The organism is Actinomadura syzygii (genome assembly GCF_008085905.1).
GTDB lineage: Bacteria > Actinomycetota > Actinomycetes > Streptosporangiales > Streptosporangiaceae > Spirillospora > Spirillospora syzygii.
Genome location: NZ_VSFF01000002.1, coordinates 398,821 through 418,010 on the forward strand (window position 1 = coordinate 398,821; position 19,190 = coordinate 418,010).

The 19,190-nt window shown below is 73.2% G+C and carries 14 protein-coding genes; 5 read left to right on the forward strand and 9 right to left on the reverse strand.

Going from position 1 to position 19,190, the window contains the following annotated elements; genetic code table 11:
- Positions 1 to 5 precede the first annotated feature (5 nt).
- On the reverse strand, positions 6 to 1,235 hold the full coding sequence (locus FXF65_RS05895) for an aminotransferase class I/II-fold pyridoxal phosphate-dependent enzyme (protein ID WP_148348668.1): 1,230 nt from the start codon (positions 1,233 to 1,235) through the stop codon (positions 6 to 8).
- 192 nt (positions 1,236 to 1,427) lie between these two features.
- Between FXF65_RS05895 and FXF65_RS43530 the strand changes: the two genes are divergently transcribed.
- The gene (locus FXF65_RS43530) at positions 1,428 to 2,774 is read left to right on the forward strand and encodes an NDP-hexose 2,3-dehydratase family protein (protein WP_187412116.1); all 1,347 of its coding nucleotides are present in this window, start codon (positions 1,428 to 1,430) and stop codon (positions 2,772 to 2,774) included.
- An 11-nt stretch (positions 2,775 to 2,785) separates the two neighbouring features.
- Here FXF65_RS43530 and FXF65_RS05905 read toward each other — a convergent pair whose 3' ends face one another.
- Positions 2,786 to 3,487: a FadR/GntR family transcriptional regulator gene (locus FXF65_RS05905; RefSeq protein ID WP_148348669.1), complete on the reverse strand. Its 702-nt coding sequence runs from the start codon at positions 3,485 to 3,487 to the stop codon at positions 2,786 to 2,788.
- Positions 3,488 to 3,598: 111 nt separating this feature from the next.
- On the opposite strand from FXF65_RS05905, the gene FXF65_RS05910 reads away from it, so the two are divergent.
- The 3 genes from FXF65_RS05910 to FXF65_RS05920 all read left to right on the forward strand — a co-directional run bounded on the left by FXF65_RS05910 (position 3,599) and on the right by FXF65_RS05920 (position 7,229).
- Positions 3,599 to 4,438 carry a fumarylacetoacetate hydrolase family protein gene (locus FXF65_RS05910; protein ID WP_148348670.1) on the forward strand — a complete coding sequence of 280 codons (840 nt, stop codon included), beginning with the start codon at positions 3,599 to 3,601 and terminating at the stop codon, positions 4,436 to 4,438.
- Between the two features lie 90 nt (positions 4,439 to 4,528).
- The gene (locus FXF65_RS05915) at positions 4,529 to 6,280 is read left to right on the forward strand and encodes a protein kinase domain-containing protein (protein WP_222868387.1); all 1,752 of its coding nucleotides are present in this window, start codon (positions 4,529 to 4,531) and stop codon (positions 6,278 to 6,280) included.
- 127 nt (positions 6,281 to 6,407) lie between these two features.
- Positions 6,408 to 7,229 (forward strand): FHA domain-containing protein, encoded by an 822-nt coding sequence (locus tag FXF65_RS05920; protein ID WP_222868388.1) that lies wholly within the window; start codon positions 6,408 to 6,410, stop codon positions 7,227 to 7,229.
- 9 nt (positions 7,230 to 7,238) lie between these two features.
- Here FXF65_RS05920 and FXF65_RS05925 read toward each other — a convergent pair whose 3' ends face one another.
- Together FXF65_RS05925 and FXF65_RS05930 are read right to left on the reverse strand one after the other, a co-directional pair.
- Positions 7,239 to 9,059 carry a serine/threonine-protein kinase gene (locus tag FXF65_RS05925; protein ID WP_148348672.1) on the reverse strand — a complete coding sequence of 607 codons (1,821 nt, stop codon included), beginning with the start codon at positions 9,057 to 9,059 and terminating at the stop codon, positions 7,239 to 7,241.
- Entirely contained in the window at positions 8,989 to 10,554 is a 1,566-nt protein-coding gene (locus FXF65_RS05930) for a B12-binding domain-containing radical SAM protein (protein WP_246198378.1), read from the reverse strand. Before FXF65_RS05930 ends, FXF65_RS05925 begins: the two co-directional genes overlap by 71 nt.
- 105 nt (positions 10,555 to 10,659) lie before the next feature.
- Here FXF65_RS05930 and FXF65_RS05935 point away from each other — a divergent pair, with 105 nt between their 5' ends.
- Positions 10,660 to 11,373, forward strand: coding sequence for a response regulator transcription factor (locus tag FXF65_RS05935; RefSeq protein WP_148348673.1), 714 nt, complete (start codon positions 10,660 to 10,662; stop codon positions 11,371 to 11,373).
- Here FXF65_RS05935 and FXF65_RS05940 read toward each other — a convergent pair.
- The 5 genes from FXF65_RS05940 to FXF65_RS05960 are packed head-to-tail and all read right to left on the reverse strand — an operon-like array spanning position 11,300 to position 19,106.
- Entirely contained in the window at positions 11,300 to 12,547 is a 1,248-nt protein-coding gene (locus FXF65_RS05940; RefSeq protein WP_148348674.1) for a sensor histidine kinase, read from the reverse strand. The two genes, FXF65_RS05935 and FXF65_RS05940, sit on opposite strands and share 74 nt — an antisense overlap.
- Positions 12,548 to 12,554: 7 nt before the next feature.
- Complete coding sequence (gene narI, locus FXF65_RS05945; RefSeq protein ID WP_148348675.1) at positions 12,555 to 13,253, reverse strand: respiratory nitrate reductase subunit gamma; 699 nt, start codon at positions 13,251 to 13,253, stop codon at positions 12,555 to 12,557.
- Positions 13,250 to 13,765 (reverse strand): nitrate reductase molybdenum cofactor assembly chaperone, encoded by a 516-nt coding sequence (gene narJ, locus FXF65_RS05950; protein WP_148348676.1) that lies wholly within the window; start codon positions 13,763 to 13,765, stop codon positions 13,250 to 13,252. Before narJ ends, narI begins: the two co-directional genes overlap by 4 nt.
- Complete coding sequence (gene narH, locus FXF65_RS05955; RefSeq protein ID WP_222868389.1) at positions 13,762 to 15,390, reverse strand: nitrate reductase subunit beta; 1,629 nt, start codon at positions 15,388 to 15,390, stop codon at positions 13,762 to 13,764. Before narH ends, narJ begins: the two co-directional genes overlap by 4 nt.
- Positions 15,390 to 19,106, reverse strand: a complete 3,717-nt coding sequence (locus FXF65_RS05960) for a nitrate reductase subunit alpha (protein WP_148348677.1) — start codon at positions 19,104 to 19,106, stop codon at positions 15,390 to 15,392. The genes narH and FXF65_RS05960 overlap by 1 nt, the downstream gene beginning before the upstream one ends.
- Positions 19,107 to 19,190: the final 84 nt, after the last annotated feature.

The window sequence follows — 19,190 nt, forward strand, 5'->3', positions numbered from 1 at the left end:
GCGGATCAGTGGTCTGCGCGGGCGGCGGTCAGGCGGCGGCCCGCGCGCACGGCGAGCCGGAGCACGTCGCAGACGCGGTCGACGTCGGCCGGCCGGACGGCCGTGCCCGTCGGCATCACGAGGACGCGGCGGCCCAGCGACTCGGTGCGGGGGAGCGGCGCCGGCGCGTGCGTCTCCGGCCGGTCCCGGTAGGGGGCCAGCCGGTGGCATCCCGGGTGGAAGTAGGTCTGGGCGAGGACGTTCTCCGCCCGCAGCGCGGCGAGCAGGTCGTCCCTGGGCGGGCCGCCCGGGTCGCCGGGATCGCGGGAGCCCTCGTCCAGCTCGACGACCGCGTACTGGAGGTTGTTGAGCTCGCCGGGCCCCGGCACGCGGACCGTGAGGCCGGGCACGTCGGCGAGCGCCTCCCGGTACCGGACGTGGTTGCGCCGGTTGGCGTCCATGACCTCGTCGAGGTGCGCCAGCGAGGTGATCGCCATCGCGGCGCAGATCTCGTTCATGCGGGCGTTGACGCCGACGCCGCGGACCGTCCCGGCGGCGTCGTTGCCGAAGTTGCGCATGGCGCGGATCCGGTCGGCGAGGTCGTCGTCGTCGGTGACGATCGCGCCGCCCTCGAAGGAGTTGACGGCCTTCGTCGGGTGGAAGCTGAAGGTGGCGGCGCGGCCGAGCGCGCCGACCGGGCGGCCGCGGAACCGGCAGCCCGCGGCGTGCGCCGCGTCGAACAGCAGCGGGATCCCGTGCTCGGCGGCGATCTCGTCCAGGGCCGGGACGTCGCACGGCCGCCCCCACAGGTGCACGCCCATGACGGCGCTGGTCCGGGGGGTGATCAGCGCGCGGACGCGGGCCGGGTCGAGGTTGCCGGTGGCGGCGTCGATGTCGCAGAACACCGGGGTGATGCCGTGCCACTGCAGCGCGTGGGCCGTGGCGACGTAGGTGAAGGAGGGGACGATCACCTCGCCGGACAGCCCGAGCGCGCGGGCGAGGACCTCGATCGCGACCGTCCCGTTCGCGACGGCGAGGCAGTGCCGCACCTCGGTCAGCTCGGCGAAGCGGCGCTCCAGCTCGGCGACCAGCGGGCCGCCGTTGGTCCAGTGCCGCCCGTCGAGCGACGCGGCGATGCGGCGGAGGGCCTCGTCCCGGGCGGGCAGGCTCGGCCTGCCGGTGACGAGCGGAGTGTCGAACGCCGGCGGCCCCCCGAAGATCGCCAGCTCGCTGACGTCGCTCTTGGCGGTCGGCATCCTCGCCTCACAGAGGGTCGATGGCCTTGTGTCGCATCGGCCATATGGGGGTTGCGGTGTCGGAACTCAGGCTCAGACGGGACGCTAAGCGGGCGCTGAACGACCGCTAAAGCATGTGATTTGTCGCCGCGTTGCCGGGAATTCAGCGGGCGGCGCTGGGGTGGGCTGAACCGAACCGAAGGAGTGCCCGCCATGCCCGGAGCGCAGTCCGCCGCGACCGACGCGAACCGCTCCGCGGGTGTCCGCGAATGGCTGGCCGACCGGGGCCGCGCCATTCGCTGCTCGGTGACCCGCGTGCCTTTCGCCGAGCTGGACGCGTGGGGATTCGACTCCGGCACCGGAAATCTCGTGCACGACAGCGGGCGGTTCTTCGCGGTGGCGGGCGTCCGGGTCGACGACGACAGCGGGCTCCGCGCCGCGCAGCCGATCTTGAATCAGCCGGAGATCGGCATTCTCGGCCTCCTGACCAGGGAGGCCGACGGCGTCCGGCGGTATCTCGTGCAGGCGAAGATGGAGCCGGGCAACATCAACACGCTGCAACTCGCGCCGACCGTCCAGGCGACGCGCAGCAACTACACGCGCGTTCACGGCGGCCGGAAGACACGTTATCTAGAGCATTTCCGAGGCGCGGGACGGGGCCGTCCCGTGGTCGACGTCCTGCAGTCCGAACAGGGCTCGTGGTTCCTGCGGAAACGGAACCGCAACATCGTCGTCGAGGCCGCCGGGGACATACCCGAGCATCCCGACTTCCGATGGATGACACGCGCCGAGATAGACGAACTGCTGGTCCTGGACAACGTCGTCGGCATGGATATCAGGACCGTCCTTTCCTGCCTTCCGACCGACGCGGACGACGGCGCTCCGCGCGACGAATTCACCGACGCGCTGCGCCGTTCCCACGACCGCGCGGCGGCGCTGTTCGGCCGGGCGGAGATCCTGAGCTGGTTCACCGAGGCGCGGAGCGCCTGCGACTGGCGGGTGGCGGCCGTCCCGCTGAAGGACGTCCCCGGCTGGACGGCGGGCCCCGACGAACTGGCCGCGGACGGCGGCGGCCCCTTCCGCGTCGTCGGCGCGCGGGTCACGGCCGGGAGCCGGGAGGTCGCCTCGTGGTCGCAGCCGCTGCTCGAACCGCTCGGCATCGGGATGTCGGCGTTCCTCGCGCGCCCGATCGGCGGCGTGCTGCACCTGCTGGCGCGGGCCCGGCCGCAGGCGGGGCTGCCCGACCTCGTGGAGATGGGGCCGACCGTCCAGCTGCCCACGGACGGCGAGCCCGGCCGCACCGCGCCGTTCGCCGCCGAGGCGGCGACCGAGGACCCGGCGCGGGTGCGGTTCGACACCGTCCTGTCCGAGGAGGGCGGGCGGTTCTTCCACGCGCAGACGCGGTACCGGGTGATCGACGTCGGCGCTGACTTCCCGCTCGACGTGCCGCCGGACTTCCGCTGGGTGACCGTCCGCCAGCTCATGGACCTGGTCGAGCACAAGCACTACCTCAACATCGAGGCGCGCACCCTGCTCGCCTGTGTCCACAGCCTCCGTTAGGACGGCGCCGTTCAGGAAGAGGGCTCGCCCGTCTTGTGGTCGTGGATCAGGTGCATCGCCGCGTCGCGGTCGTGGCGGGCCAGGGCGTCCACCAGATCGGTGTGCAGTCGGTGGCGTTCGCGCAGGTACGGGGGCAGCGGGCGGACGCCGTCCGGCAGGACGCGCAGCGTGTGGCCCTCGATGAGGTCCAGCAGGTTGGCGTAGAGGGCGCGGAGCAGGACGTGCGGGCTGACCGCCGCGATCCGCGCGTGCAGCCGCCAGTTGGCGCGGGTGAACGCGGTGGCGTCCGCGGCGTCGGCGGCGACGCCCATCTCTTCGAGGATCGCGCGCATGTCGGCGACGTCGGCGGGGGAGGCGTGCCACAGGGCGTCCTCGATGAGGAGCGGGTCGAGCGCGTCGCGGATGCGGATGGCCTCGGCGACGGACGTGCGGTCGGCGTTCAGGGACAGCATCGAGTTGCCGAGCCGCACCATCGGCGACTGCTCGGCGGCGAACAGCCCGCCGCCGGGACCCGGCCGGACCGACACCAGCCCGCGCGCCTGGAGCAGCCGCAGCGCCTCGTTGAACGTGCTGACCGAGACGCCGCACAGCGCGCGCAGCTCGTTCTTCGTGCCGAGCCGCGCCCCCGGCTCGGCGGACCGGACGAGGCCCGCGACGCGGTCGGCGGCCAGCTCCGCTCGCCCGCCGGCGGGTGAGGGGGTGTCAGCGCGCACGGAGTCCTCCTCCCCTTAATTCAGCATGGACATTATCAGGGACGGGGCTTGACGTCGTGTCTGATCAGGGAGCATTATCACCCTAATCATCATGACGAATTAGGAGGACGGGTGCGCGTCGGCAACCTCGAATGTCGCTCGGTCGTGATCGTCGCAGAGCGCGCGGTGGACGTGGAGACGGCGAGCGGCGGCCGGTTCGGCCCCGACCCGCAGGCCGTCTACCAGGACTGGGACGCCTTCCGCGATTGGGCGGCCACCGTCTCGGAGGCCGAGGGCGCGGCCTTCGACCCGGCGGATCTCGGCGCGCCCGTGCCCGAGCCCCGCCAGGTCTTCGCGATCGGCCTCAACTACCGCGACCACGCGCTCGAGTCGGGGTTCGACGTCCCGGACGGCCTGCCCCCGGTGTTCACCAAGTTCGCGACGAGCATCACCGGCCCGGTCACCGAGGTGGCCCTGCCGCCCGGCGGCGACACCGACTGGGAGGTCGAGCTGGTCGCGGTCATCGGACAACGGGCGCGCAACGTCCCGGCGGCGGACGCCTGGGACCACATCGCGGGCCTGACCGTCGGCCAGGACATCTCCGAGCGGGTGTCCCAGCTCGCCGGTCCCGCGCCGCAGTTCAGCCTCGGCAAGTCGTTCCCGGGCTTCGCGCCGACCGGCCCGTGGGTCGTCACGCCGGACGAGTTCGCCGACCCCGACGACCTCGCGCTCGGCTCGGCGATCAACGGCGAGGACGTCCAGAAGGCCCGCACCCGCGAGCTGATCTTCTCCATCCCGCTGCTGGTCGAGCGGCTGTCGGCGGTGCTGCCGCTGCTGCCCGGCGACCTCGTCTTCACCGGGACGCCCGCCGGGGTCGGCCTCGGCCGCTCCCCGCAGCGCTGGCTCGCCCCGGGCGACGAACTGGTCAGTTACGTCGAGGGCATCGGCGAACTCCGCCAGCGCTTCGTCTGACCCGGGGAGCCGAAGAGCCGGGGACGAGTGGTCGCCCGAATGCCGGACACTCCGGGCGTTTCGGGAGCCGCTCGTTCTAGGCTGTGCGCCGTGACGGCTGAGCGGGTGGTGATCGACGGGCGCTTCGAGCTGCGCGGACGGCTCGGCAGCGGGGGCATGGGCACCGTCTGGCGCGCCTTCGACCTCGCGCTGGAGCGCGAGGTCGCGCTGAAGGAGGTGCGCCTCGCCGACGCCGAGCCGTCCCACCAGGACCCGGGCGTCGCGGCGATGATGCGCGAGCGCGTCATGCGGGAGGCGCGGGCGCTCGCCCGCCTCGACCACCCCAACGTGGTGACCATCCACCACATCGTGGACTCGCCGGACATGCCGCACCCGTGGCTGGTGATGGAGCTCGTCCGGGGGAAGTCGCTGCAGGACAGGCTCGGGTCCGGGCCGCTCACGCCCGGCGAGGGCGCGGTCGTCGGACGCGGCGTCCTCGCCGCGCTGCGGGCCGCGCACGAGGCCGGGATCTGCCACCGCGACGTCAAGCCCGCGAACGTCCTGATGCGGACGGACGGCACGCCCGTCCTCACCGACTTCGGCATCGCGGTGCTGGAGGAGGCGTCCCGCGTCACCGCGACCGGCGGCCTCGTCGGGTCGCCGGAGTACATCGCGCCGGAGCGGCTGCACGGGACGGAGGGCGACCCCGCCTCCGACCTGTGGTCGCTCGGCCTCCTGCTGTACGTCGCGGTGGAGGGGCACAACCCGCTGCGCCGTCCGACCGCCGCCGCGACGCTCGCCGCCGTCATGACCGCGGCGATCCCGCCGCCGCAGCGCGCCGGGCAGTTGGCGCCCGTGCTCCAGGCGCTGCTGGTGCGGGAACCGGCGGCGCGTCCGGCGGCCGCGCAGCTCGACCGGATGTTCGCCCAGGCCGCCGACGCCGTCACCACCGCGCCGGGCCTGGCGTTCCCGCCGCCGCCCGCCTTCCCCACGCCGCCACCGCCCGGCCCCGGCACCAACCCGAACGCCCTGCACGCGCCACTGCCCGGCCCCGGCACCAACCCGAACGCCCTGCACGCGCCACTGCCCGGCCCCGGCACCAACCCGAACGCCCTGCACGCGCCTCCGCCCGGGCCCGGCACTCACCCGAACCCCTTCCACACGCCTCCGCCGCACACCACCACGGGCTCCATGCGGCGGCAGCGCCACAACGGGGCGCGGTGGCTGGTCGGGATCGCGGCCGGGATCGCGGTGTCCGCGGTCGTGGCGCTCATCGCGACGCTGGTCGTCGTCGTCCCGAAGATCATGGACGCGACCCGGGACACGGCCGCGGCCGGTCCCGGCGGCCGGACCGGGGCGGCGCCCACGACCACCGCCCGGGGGAGCGGGGGCGGCGGCGCGCGGGTCGCCACGCTGCTGACGCCCGCCGCGATCCGCGACGTGATCAAGAAGTTCGAGGCGGCGTCGGGCAGCACGAAGTTCGCCGAGTTCTCCGTCTATCCGGAACGTGCGTCCGCCGACGCGCCCGTCGCCGGGCGCCGCTCCGCCTTCGACAACTACACCTACGAGAAGGGCGCGGACGCGGCGGTGCGGAGCCGTCCGAGCGTCGCCATCACGACCGGCGACGCCAAGGTCGACCTCAAGACGTTCAACTGGGAGGCGCTGCCGTCCTTGCTGAACCGCGCCGCGCGCACACTGAAAGTGCCGAAGCCCACCAACCGGTACATCATCGTCCGGGCCGCCTGGACGTTCAACGGCGACGCCCCCACCATGCTCGTCTACCTCACCGACGACTACGGCGGCGGCTACCTCGCCGTGAACCTGAAGGGGAAGGTCATCAGCACCGTCCCCGCCAACTCCTGACCGCGCTCACCCCGGCGTCCGGGACGGCGTCGAGGGCGGGACCCCTCCCGCGGCCGGGGGTTACGCTGAGCGCGGACGCGCGTGCGGAGCGGACGCGCGGGCACGACGCGCGGAGAGGACGGGTCGCATGCCGATGACGACGCGCAAGCCGCCGGGCAAGGTCGACATCCTGCCGAGGGGTTTCGGGAGCCTCGCCACCGGCCTGCCCCCGGCCGAGCCCGGCACGTTGTTCGTCCGGGGCGCGAACGGCGGGATGCGGGTGTCCCCGGACTCCCGCTTCACCGTCGTGTTCGGACGCTGCGAGCCCGACGTCCACGTCTGCGTCGGCGGCGACGACAAGCGCGTCAGCCGCCGCCACGGCGTCATCACCCGCGAGCACTCGCGCTGGGTGCTGTACAACGAGGGCAAGCTCGCGATCCGGTTCCCCGGCGCGCGGCTCGTGCTCGGCGGGCACCGGGCGGAGTTGCCGGTCACGTACCTGCCGCTGTTCATCGTCGCGCCGGGGCGGGAGCACCTCCTCGAAGTGCGCATCGCCGCGGGGTCGGCGGGGGCAGGGCCGGTCGACGTATACGAGGTCGAGACCTACGACCCGCGGCTCGACCCGGAGGAGGAGCACGGCGGCATCCCCTGGTACCTGACCGAGCAGGAGAAGCTCGTCCTCGTCTGCCTTGCCCAGCGCTACCTGCGGCAGGAGCCGTGGCCGCAGCCGCTCACCTGGGCGCAGGTCGCCGACGAGCTCGGCCGCCTCCGCCCCGAGGAGACGTGGAACGACAAGCGGGCGGCGCGGGTCGTCACCGGCGTCCGGATGCGGCTCAGCCCGTACGTCGGCGGCCTCCGCGAGGAGGACATCCCGCCGCCGATCGGCAACGCGCTCAACCACAACCTGATCAACGTGCTGCTCGTCCACACGATGCTCCGCACGTCCCACCTGGACGACATCGGCGGGTAGCGGGCGGGTTCACGCGGGGAGCTGGGCGGCCGCCGCGTCGGCGAGGGTCGTCGCCATCGCGCACAGCTCCTTCACGGGCGGCGCGCCGCGCGCGACGAGGTACAGCAGCTCGGCCGCCTCGTCGCCGTGCTGGTCGGAGTAGGTCCGGTGCACGACGCGGACCACGCACGTCCCGTCCCCGTCGCCCTTCGGCTGGACGAACGCGGGACGCCCCCGCAGCCGGGTGGGGTTCCCGTCGTCGGCGGCCGTGGGCGGCTGGCCGCGGTCGAAGAACAGGTGGACGTCGATGTCGCGGGTGGTGCTCCCCCACTCGCAGCCCCAGCCGCCGAAGCCGACGTCCGGCTCCGCCGCGTCGACGCCGGGGACGATGTCGAGCGCGCCCGGCCCGATCATCGCGCAGGCGTTCCGGTGCGCCAGCGACCGCGCCGGGAACGGCGGCGACCGCCGCGCGAGCGGGGCGCGGTTCAGCGCCGCGACCGCGCGGACGGCGGCGGTCTCGGCGATGGGGCAGAGCGGCACGGGACGGCCCTGCGTCTGGTGCGCGTCGACCACGATGGTGGTGCCGGCGTCCGGGGGAGGCAGGACGAGGATCCGGCCGCAGAAGTCGTCCTCGGCGCGGTCCTCGACGACGCGGACGCGCCCGATCGTCCTCGCCGGTCCGGCCGTCTCCGGCCCGCCGCCGGTGTCGAGGTCGAACTTGACGTCGACCTCGCCGTCGCCGCCGGTGGACACGAGGACGTCGCACCGGTCGAAGTTGCCGTAGTCGTTGTCGAGCTCCGTCCCGCCGAACTTGCGAAGCGCGGACGGGTCGGTCAGCGCGCACGGGTCGGCGGTGCGCGGGTCGCCGATCAGCGACACGGGCTTCGGCTTGGGCTTCGCCGGGGCCGTGCCGCCGGACGACGGGATCACGATCGCGAGCGCGACCCCTAACGCGACGACCGCGCCCGCCGCCGAGACGGCCACCGGGTGCCGCCGCGCGAACGCCACCGGACGGCGCCACGGCTGGGTCGTCCGGACGGCGGCGGACGACTCGTCCTCGGTCGGGGCGGCGTAGCCGGGACGCTCCGGCTCGGCCGGGCCCGCCACCTCCTCCAGCAGCCGCCGCGCCTCGGCGGGCGCGGGCCGGGCGCCAGGCTCGGGCCGCAGCAGCGCCGCGACGACCCCGGCCAGCGGCCCGAGGTCGGCGGCGCGCGCCGCCGGGTCTCCGGGCGGCGCGCCGGTGACCAGCGCCTGGACGGTCGCGCCGAGCGAGAACACGTCCGAGGCGGGCTCGGGACGGCCGCGCACGACCTCGGGCGCGGCGTAGGCGGGCGTGTGGCTGACCGCCCCGTTCCGCGTGACCGTCTCCCGGCCGCCGAACCGGTAGGCGGCGCCGAAGTCGGTGAGCTTGGCCGTCCCGTCGTCGGTGACGACGATGTTGCCCGGCTTGACGTCGCAGTGCACGATGCCCTCGGCGTGCAGGGCCGACAGCGCCGACGCGATCTGCGCGCCGACGCGGGCCGCGCTCTCCGGCCGCATCGGGGGCCAGGCGTCCAGGCTGCCGCCGGGCACGTACTCAAGGACGAGCCACGACGTGTCCTCGTCGCCGGTGCGCACCCGGACGGCGTCGTACAGCGTGACCACGTGCGGATGGCTGAACCGCGCCAGCGCGCGGGCCTCCGACCGCAACCGGTCGAACGCGCCGGGCCCGACCCCGTCGAGCCTCGCCCGCTTCAACGCGACGCGGCGCCCGAGTTCGGGGTCGTCGGCGAGCCAGACCTCACCCGTCCCCCCGCGGATGGGCCCCTTGATCAGCCGGTACCGGCCGCCGACCTCCGCTCCGAGACGCACCGCGACTCCTCTCACCCGGCGACCCACCCGGCGATCCACCCGGCGACGCCCAGCGCCGCGCGCGGCCCAACCTACTGCGTGACGGCGCGGGCACACACCGTTCCTCGCCAATGGAATCGGCCGTTCGCGCGGGACGCGCGCCGAATCCCGAGAGGACCGCCTCCAGGATCGGCAGCGCGCGGCCCGCCCTTTTCGCGCGGATGACCAGGTCCCAGGCGGGTTCGAATTTCTTCCACCCCCCGGCGTAGGCGGCGTGCCTGGCCTTTGCGCGCAGCGTCGGCTTGGTCGCGGCGCCGCGCAGGATCGACCCCCACCGGTAGAAGTCGCGGTAGGCGCGCTGGTAGCCGTCCTCCAACTGCCGGGGGGTCATCTTCGCGGGCTTGAACACGACCGTCCGGGTGTCGTAACCGGACCAGTCGGAATGGAGGAGGCGGCCCGCCTTCGCCATGCGGTCGTAGAGCCGCGTGCCGGGGTAGGGCGTGAGGATGTGGAAGGTGGCCGTCTCGATCCCCTGGCCGACCGCCCATTCCACGGTGCGGTCGAAGACGCCGGGGTCGTCCTCGTCCATCCCGAAGACGAAGCTGCCGTTGACCATAACGCCGTTATCGTGCAGCCGGCGGACGACTGCGTCGTAGTCGCGGTCGATGTTCTGCCATTTCCGCTGCTCCGTCAGATTGGCGGCGTTGATCGTCTCGAAACCGACGAACAAACTGCGCAGACCCGATTCGACCGCCTTTTCGAGGAGGCCGGGGCGGAGCACGGCCTGCACCGTTCCCGCGGCCTGCCAGAGCCGTCCCATCCCGCGCATCCCGTCGAAGAGCGCGGACGCGAACCTGGCGTTGCCGAACAGGTGGTCGTCGAGGAAGTACAGGTGGCGTCCGGGCAGCCGGTCGATCTCGGCGAGCGCGGCGTCGACGGTCTGGGTGTAGAACGACTTCCCGCCCTCGAAGAACGCCTCCTTGTAGCAGAAGTCGCACACGTGCGGGCAGCCGCGCGACACGACGATCGAGTTCGGCACCAGGTACCGCTCGCGGGCGATCAGGTCGCGGCGGATCGGCGGCAGCGCGGCGAGCGTCCGCTCCGTCGACTCGTACCGCGGCGCCGGGCGCCCGGCGCGGAAGTCGGCGAGGAACCGCGGCCAGGTGTCCTCGCCGGGGCCGAGGAAGACGGTGTCGGCGTGCGCGGACGCCTCGTTCGGGAGCGAGGTGACGTGCAGTCCGCCCAGGCAGACGTAGGCGCCGCGGGCGCGGTAGAGGTCGGCGAGCTCGTAGGAGCGCCGCGCCGAGGTGATGTAGACCTGGATCACCACGAGGTCGGGCTCGTCGGAGGTGTCGACCCGCTGCACGTGCTCGTCGGTCAGCGTCACCTCGTCGTCCGGGTCGAGGTAGCCGGCCAGCGTGGCGAGGCCGAGCGGCGGGAACAGCGAATACTTGATCGGCCGGAAGAACGGCGAGGTCGCCTCGGTCAGGGCCGGAAGGATCATCTTCACGCGCATGCTCCATTGCACGCCGCCGCGCGTCCGAGCGGGCGTCCGTCCTGTGCGGATAGTGTGCGGATACCGTGTCGGTCGTCCGTAATTCAATCGTTCTAGAATGTCTTTGTGACCTACGGACTTCTGATCGTCGAAGACGATTTCGATATCGGTTCGGACTTGGTCGCCGTGCTCGGCGCGCACGGATACACCACGGCCCTGACCGCCAAGGGGGTCAGGGCGGTCCAGCTCGTGCGGAGCGACCCGCCGCAGATCGTCCTCGTCGACCTGGGGCTGCCCGACATGGACGGGCTCGCGCTGTGCCGCCGGCTGCGCTCGCTGCGTCCCGAGCTGGCGATCCTCGTGGTGACCGCGCGTTCCCGGGAGTTCGACGTGGTCATGGCCCTGGACGCGGGCGCCGACGACTACCTCACCAAGCCGTTCCGGATCGACGAGCTGCTCGCCCGGCTGCGCGCCCTGACGCGCCGGCGGAAGAGCCGTTTCGGTCCGGCCGTGGTGAGCGTCGGTGGCCTCAGCGTGAACCCGGCCGCGCGGCGGGTGCTGCTCGGCGGGCGCGAGGTGGGCCTGCGTCCCCGGGAGTTCGATCTGCTGGAGATGCTCGTGTCCCGCGCGGGTCAGGTGGTGTCGCGCGAGGAGCTGATGCGGGAGGTGTGGGGGACGGAGTGGCTCGGCGCGACCAAGACGCTCGACGTCCACGTGTGCGCGCTGCGCCGCAAGCTCGCGGTGTACGGGCACGACCCGCGGCGGATCACGACGCTGCGCAGGATCGGCTACCGGTACGAGGCCGAGGCGGCGGAGCGCTGGTCGGCAGCAGGAGGGTGAAGACGGCCGGGTCGGTCCGGCTGAGGTAGAGCCGCCCGCCCTCGGCGTGGGCGAGCGAGCGGGCGATCGACAGGCCGAGCCCGTGGGCCTCGCCGGAGCCCGTCGCCGGGCGCCGCTCGAACACGTCGTCGCCGGGACGCGGCCCGGGTCCCTCGTCCATCACGTCGACGGCGAGCGCGGGGTCGGAGTGGTAGGCGGTGACGGTGATCGTCCCCGCGCCGTGGGTCAGCGCGTTGTCGAGCAGGACGTCGAGGATCTGCGTGACGGCGGCGGACGACGCGACGACCGGCGGCAGCGGGCGGCGGACGGTGAGCGCGAGGCTCCGTCCCGCGGCCCGCACGTCCGGCTCGTGCCGGTCGCGGACCCGCTCCAGGACGCGCACGACGTCGAGGGGCTCGCGGTCGTCCTCGTCCCGGGCGAGCCGCAGCAGCTCCTCCACGGTGTCGACGAGCGCCCAGCCGCGGCCGATCGCCGTCCGGATCGCGGTGTGCGGGTCGTCGTCCGGCCGGTGCAGGCCCGCTTCGAGGCCGAGCAGGAGGCGGGTGAGCGGCGTCCTGAGCTGGTGCGCGACATCGGTGCTGAACGCGCGTTCCCGCGCGACGGCCTCGTCCAGCCGCCGCAGGGCCTGGGCGAGCTGCTCGACGGGACGCTGGGCGCGCCCGGCGATCCGGCGGGCCGCGACGGCGGCGAGCGCGAGCAGGGCGAGCGCGGCGAGCGCCGTCGCGGCCCAGGCCCGCTCGGTGCGATGGCGGATCAGCGTGCCGGGCACGCCGACGCGGACGACGGTCATCGTCCCGCGCGGGTGCACGAGCGGCGCGGTGGCGGTGAGCTGGCCGTCCTCGAACGTGTCGTGGATGTGCCCGTCGCCCGCGCTCGCCGCCGCCGCCGAGCTGGACGGCCCCTCGCCGAGCAGGCGCTGCCCGCCCGGCCCGTACAGCCCGACGATCCGGGACGCGTCCCCGATCACCGGCAGCCCGCCCCTGCCGCCGGCGGGCGGGGCGGTCTGCAACCCGCTCACCAGCCGGTCGAGGTCGGCGGTGGCCTCGTCCACGTAGAGGCGCCGCACGGTGAGGCCGAGCGGCACGGCGCACGCGAGGACGGCGAGCGCGGTTATCCCGACGATCCAGCCGAGGAGGTAGCGGTGCTGCGGGACCGAGCGATCGCGGGGACTCATCGATGCCTCACTGCCGTGAAGGGGCCCGGACGCCGCGCGACCGGTAGACCACGTACGGACGGACGACGTATCCGAGCGGCGCCGCGAACGCGTGCACCAGTCGGCTGAACGGCCACAGCGCGAACAATGCCATGCCGATGAGCGCGTGCACCTGGTAGACCAGCGGCGCGCCGTTCATCGCGTCGACGTTCGGGTCGAGGCCGAAGAGGCTGCGGAACCAGATCGAGACGCCGAGCCGGTAGTCGTAGGAGCCGCTGCGCGCCCCGGCGAACGTGGCGGCGAGCCCCGCGCCCAGCACGATCGCGAGGACGGGGTACAGCAGCCGGTCGCTGCGCTGGGACGACACCCGCACCGCGCGCGTCCGCAGCCGCCGCCAGATCAGTGCGGCGAACCCGAGGGCGGCGGCGACGCCCGCCGTCCCGCCGACGATCAGCGCGTTGGCCCGGTACACCGACTCGGGCACCTGGAGGCGCTCCGTCAGCGACTCGGGGACGATCAGCCCGACGACGTGCCCGGCGATGACCATCAGCAGGCCGAGATGGAACACCGGGCCCGCGACGCGCAGGATCCGGCTCTCGTGGATCTGGCTGGAATGGGTGGTGATCCCGAACCGGTCGTAGCGGTACCGCCACACGTTCCCGCCGACGAAGACGACGAGGGACAGGTAGGGCAGCACGCCCCACAGCGCGATGTGCAGGTGCTTCACCGTCGTCGTCCTTCCGGGACGGCGGCGCACACCGCGTCGAGGACGTGCTCGTAGTCGCTGCCGTACGCGCGCAGCCCGCGCCGGAGCATGTCCAGCCCGGGGCGGTGGTCGGCGAGGAGCGGACGTCCCGCGTCGGGGTCGCGCGCCGCGAACTCCAGCATCAGCGGGAGGAAGTCGGGCAGTTCGCGGTCGGGTCCGACCCAGCCGTGCCGGCGGTAGTACGCCTTGAGCGACGCGAGCCGCCCGCCGCGGGTGCGGGTGTCGCCGTCGGTGTAGTAGGTGAGGTACAGGGTCCGGCGCCGGGTCCGGTCGAAGGTCGCGACGTAGCGGGCGCCGAGGTCGAGGGGGGTGCCGGTCCCGGCGGCGCGCTCGCAGAACCGCGCCAGGGACCGCGCGGCCGCCCCGCGCACCGCCGCGAGCGACCGGCTGACCAGCGATAACGTCTCGGGCCAGTCGTCACTGGGATAGCAGAGCAGCAGCGACGCCGACTGGTAGACGATCCGGTCGGTCACGCTCCCTCCCCGGCCTGCTCGCTCTCCTCGGTCGGCTCGGGGAAGAGGCCCGAGGGGCGCCCGTGGCCGTTCCAGTTCAGGAGGTTGACTCGGCGGGGTTCGGTGTCGCGGCGCTCCATCATGCCGGGGCCGCCGGGGCCGTCCAGGCTGCATCCGCTGTGCGCGAGGGGGTCGGGGTGGTCGTGGCCGTTCGCCGTGTACGCGGTCGGGATGACGTACCGCTCCTCGTACTTGGCGAGGGCGAGCAGCCGGTACATGCCGCGCAGGTCGTCCACGCTCATGCCGACGCTGTGGGCGATCTCGGGGTCCTCGTCCTCGCCGAGGTTGACGCGGCGCATGTGCGCGCGCATCGCCGCGAGCCGGTGCAACGAGTACAGCACCGGGTCCGGGTCCCCGGCGGTGAACAGCTCGGCGAGGTAGGACACCGGGATCCGCAGCGACTCGATCGCGCCGAACAGGTTGCCCGCGTCCTCGCCGTCGTTGCCGGTGCCGGCGAGCGCGTCCACGATCGGGGACAGCGGCGGGACGTACCAGACCATCGGCATCGTCCGGTACTCCGGGTGCAGCGGCAGCGCGACGCGGTACCGGCTGATCAGCGCGTGGACGGGCGACCTGCGCGCCGCGCTCACCCAGTCGTGCGGGACGCCGGACGCCTCGGCGGCGGCGGCGACGTCCGGGTCGTGCGGGTCGAGGAAGCAGCCGAGTTGCGCCGCGTAGAGGTCCTTCTCGTCCTCCACGGACGCCGCCTCCCCGACCCGGTCCGGGTCGTACAGGATGACGCCGAGGTAGCGGAGCCGTCCGACGCACGTCTCCGAGCAGACCGTGGGCTCGCCCGCCTCGATCCGCGGGTAGCACAGCGTGCACTTCTCGGCCTTGCCCGTCTGGTGGTTGAAGTAGACCTTCTTGTACGGGCAGCCGCTGACGCACATCCGCCAGCCGCGGCACCGGTCCTGGTCGACGAGGACGATGCCGTCCTCGATCCGCTTGTACATCGCCCCGGACGGGCAGGCCGCGACGCACGACGGGTTGAGGCAGTGCTCGCAGATGCGCGGCAGGTAGAACATGAAGGCGTTCTCGTACTCCAGCCGCACGTCGTCGCTGACCTTGCGGAGGACGGGGTCGTTCGCGGCGTGCTCGGGGCCGCCGCCGAGGTCGTCGTCCCAGTTCGGCCCCCACGTGATCGCCGTCGGCCGCCCGTCGATCAGCGAGCGCGGCGGCGCGGTCGGGACGTCGTCGCCGAGCGGCGCGTTGGTCAGGTTCTCGTAGTCGTAGGTCCAGGGCTGGTAGTAGTCGTCCAGGCCGGGGAGGTCGGGGTTGGCGAACAGGCGGGCGAGCCGCGCGAACCGCCCGCCCGCGCGGGGGACGAGCCGCCCGTGCTTCAGCGCCCAGCCGCCGCGCCAGGCGTCCTGGTCCTCGTAGCCGCGCGGGTAGCCCTGGCCGGGACGGGTCTCGACGTTGTTGAACCACGCGTACTCGACGCCGGGCCGGTTCGTCCACGTCTGCTTGCACGTCACCGAGCAGGTGTGGCACCCGATGCACTTGTCCAGGTTCATGACCATGGCGACCTGGGCCATCACCCGGCGGGGCGGCGTCTTCGCGCGGCCCGCGCGCTTCGTGCGGGGCATCAGTAGCTGACCTCCTGGGAGCGGCGCCGGATGACGGTGACGGCGTCCCGCTGGTTGCCGGTCGGACCGTGGTAGTTGGGCGCGAACGACTGCTGGGCGTAGCCGCCGATGAGGTGCGTCGGCTTGATCAGGAGTTTGGTCAGCGCGTTGTGGACGCCGCCGCGCCGCCCGCCGGCCTGCGCCCGCGGGACGTTCACCAGCCGTTCCTGCACGTGGTACATGAACACCGTGCCGGGCGGCATCCGGTGCGAGACGATCGCGCGGGCGACGACGACGCCGTTGGCGTTCACCGCCTCGATCCAGTCGTTGTCGGCGACGCCGACCGCCGCCGCGTCCTGGACGCTCATCCAGATCACCGGCCCGCCCCTGGCGAGCGTCTGCATCAGCAGGTTCTCCTGGTACTCGGAATGGATCGACCATTTCGAGTGCGGGGTGACGTAGCGGACCGCGACCTCCCGGCCGTCCCCGGCGTCGTGCCGGCCGGGGCCGCTCTCGCCGAGCGCGGCGAGGTCCAGCGGCGGCCGGTAGATCGGGAGCTGCTCGCCGTACTCGATCATCCAGTCGTGGTCGAGGAAGAAGTGCTGGCGGCCGGTCAGCGTGTGCCAGGGCTTGGCGTGCTCGGTGTTGACGGTGAACGGCGAGTACCGCCGGTCGGGCGCCTCCTTGCCGGACCACTCGAAGCTCGCCCCCACCTGGACGGGACGGTCCTGCGTGTCGGAGAACACGACCCGGCGCTCGGCGACGGACGCGCCGAGCTCGTCCAGGCCCGACTTCGGGCCGCAGCGTTCGGCGAGCCGCGCGAAGCCCTCGGCGGCGATGCGGCCGTTGGTCGTCCCCGACAGCGCGAGGATGGCCTCGCACAGCTTGACGTCGGTGTCCAGGAGGGGGCGGCCCTCCGCCGGGCCGTGCGCGACGGTCCCGGCGCGGGCCGCGAGCCAGGCGTCCTCGTGCTCGGCCCCGACCGTGATGCCCTTGGTCGTCAGGCCCTTGTCGCGGGTGAGCGGCCCGAGGGCGGCGAGCCGGTCCGCGACGGCGGTGTAGTCGCGTTCGACCACGGCGACCTGCGGGAGGTTGCGGCCGGGGCGGGCCGGCCGGCCGTCCCGCCAGTCCGGCACGGTCCCGCCCGGCTGCGCGGTCTCGCCGGGCGAGTCGTGCTGGAGCGCCGTCACGACCAGGTCGTGGACGACCTCCAGCCGCCCGCGCGCCAGCTCGCCGAGCCTGCGCGCCAGCCCGTGGAAGATCTCGAAGTCGGTGCGGGCCTGCCAGGGCGGGTTGATCGCGGGGGAGAAGGCGTGCACGTAGGGGTGCATGTCCGTGCTGGACAGGTCGTGCTTCTCGTACCACGTCGCGGCGGGCAGGACGAGGTCGGCGAACAGCGTCGTCGAGGTCATCCGGAAGTCCAGCGCGACCATCAGGTCGAGCTTGCCGCGCGGGGCCTCGTCCCGCCAGGCGACGTCGCGGGGGCGGCGGCCGGACGGGGCCTCGCCCGCGGTGGCGGAGTCGTCCGCGCCGAGCAGGTGCCGGAGGAAGTACTCGTTGCCCTTCGCGGACGAGCCGATCAGGTTGGCGCGCCACACGGTGAGGACGCGCGGCCAGTTCTCCGGGGCGTCCGGGTCCTCGACGGCGAAGCCGAGGCGTCCCGCCTCGACCTCGTCGGCCACCCACTCCGAGGGGTCCCCGCCCGTCTCGTGGATCGTCCGGCCGAGGTCGATGGGGTTGCGCGCGAACGTCGGGTAGGACGGCATCCAGCCGAGCCGCGCGGACTGGGCGACGAGGTCGGCGGGGTGGCGTCCGGCGAACAGGCCAGGGCCGGTCGCGGACGACAGGGCGTCCGCCGAGTAGCTCTCGTACCGCCACTGGTCGGTGTGCAGGTACCAGTAGGGCGTGCCCGCCATCTGCCGGGACGGCCGCACCCAGTCGGCCGCCGTGGACATCTGCTGCCAGCCCGCCAGCGGGCGCACCTTCTCCTGCCCCACGTAGTGGGCCCAGCCGCCGCCGTTGACGCCCTGGCATCCGGTGAGCAGCAGCAGGGACAGGAACGACCGGTAGATGGTGTCGGAGTGGTACCAGTGGTTGGTGCCCGCGCCCATCACGATCATCGACCGGCCGCGGGTGCGCTCGGCGTTGTCGGCGAACTCGCGGGCGATCGCCGCCGCGCGGGCGGCGGGAACGCCGGTGATCTGCTCCTGCCAGGCGGGGGTGCAGGGCGTGCCGGGGTCGTCGTAGCCGTCCGGCCACTCGCCGGGGACGCCGGGACGCGGCACGCCGTACTGGGCGAGCAGCAGGTCGAACACGGTGGTGACCGTCCGGCCGGCGAACCGCCGCACCGGCACCCCGCGCCGGACGCTCTCCGCGCCCTCGGGCAGGTCGAACCGGGGCATCGCGATCTCGGCGTGCTCGCCCGACCCATGGAGCGTGAGGGCGGGCTCGATTCCGTCGAGGTCGAGGTTCCAGCGGCCCTCGCCCTCGGGCCCCCAGCGGTCGGCGAGCGTCCCGCCGGGCGCGACCGGCTCGCCGGTCCGCTCGTCGATCAGGAGCGGCTGCCACCGCCGGTCGTCCGCGGCCGCCGCCGTCTCCAGCCCGAGGTCGGCGGCCGTGACGAACTTGCCGGGGACCAGCCCGCCGGTCCCGTCGTCCCGCAGTTCCACCAGGAAGGGCAGGTCGGTGAACCGTTTGACGTAATCCTCGAAATAGGGGGTCGAGCGGTCGACGAAATGCTCGCGGAGAATGATGTGGCCCATCGCCATCGCCAGTGCGCCGTCCGTTCCGGGATGCGGATGAAGCCATTCATCGGCGAACTTCGTCGCGTCCGAGTAGTCCGGCGAGACGACCACGACCTTCTGCCCGCGATAACGTGCCTCGGTCATCCAGTGCGCGTCCGGAGTGCGCGTCACGGGGACGTTCGACCCCCACAGCAGGAGATATCCGGCATCCCACCAGTCGGCCGATTCCGGGACGTCGGTCTGGTCGCCGAAAACCTGCGGGGAGGCGACCGGAAGGTCGGCGTACCAGTCGTAGAACGACAGCATCGGCGCGCCGATCAGCGACATGAATCTCGCGCCCACCGCGTGCGACGCCATGGACATTGCAGGAATCGGTGAGAATCCCGCGACGCGGTCCGGGCCATAGGTCTGGATCGTGTGGAGATGGGCGGCGGCGGCGATCTCCAGGGCCTCGTCCCAGCCGATCCGGACGAGGCCGCCGTGCCCGCGCGCCGACTGGTACCGGACGCGCCGCTCGGGGTCGCCGGTGATCTCCGCCCAGGCGGCTACCGGGTCGCCGAGCCTGTCCCTGGCCTCCCGGTACATCTCCACCAGCACGCCGCGCGCGTGCGGGTAGCGCACCCGCGTGGGCGAGTATGTGTACCAGGAGAACGAGGCCCCGCGGGGGCACCCGCGGGGCTCGTACTCCGGACGGTCGGGCCCGACGCTCGGATAATCCGTCTGCTGGGTTTCCCAGGTGATCAGCCCGTCCTTGACGTATACCTTCCACGAACAGGAACCGGTGCAGTTCACCCCGTGGGTGGAGCGGACGACGCGATCGTGCGCCCATCTCTCCCGATACGGAGCGTCATTCACGCCCTGATCGTCGCGATACACGGCTCGCAAGTCGCTCGTCGTCGGCGTATTCCTCAGGAACCGTCCCGCTTCCAGCAGCCGGGCCTCGACCTCCGCCGCCGCGCGTTCGGCGCGCCCACGCTTTCCCCGTACGACCAAAACGCGCTCCTCCGCTGAGCCACGACGATCACACGAAGAAATTTCACGCGCCTTGACCAGTCAAGTCAATGGGTTTTGCCCAAC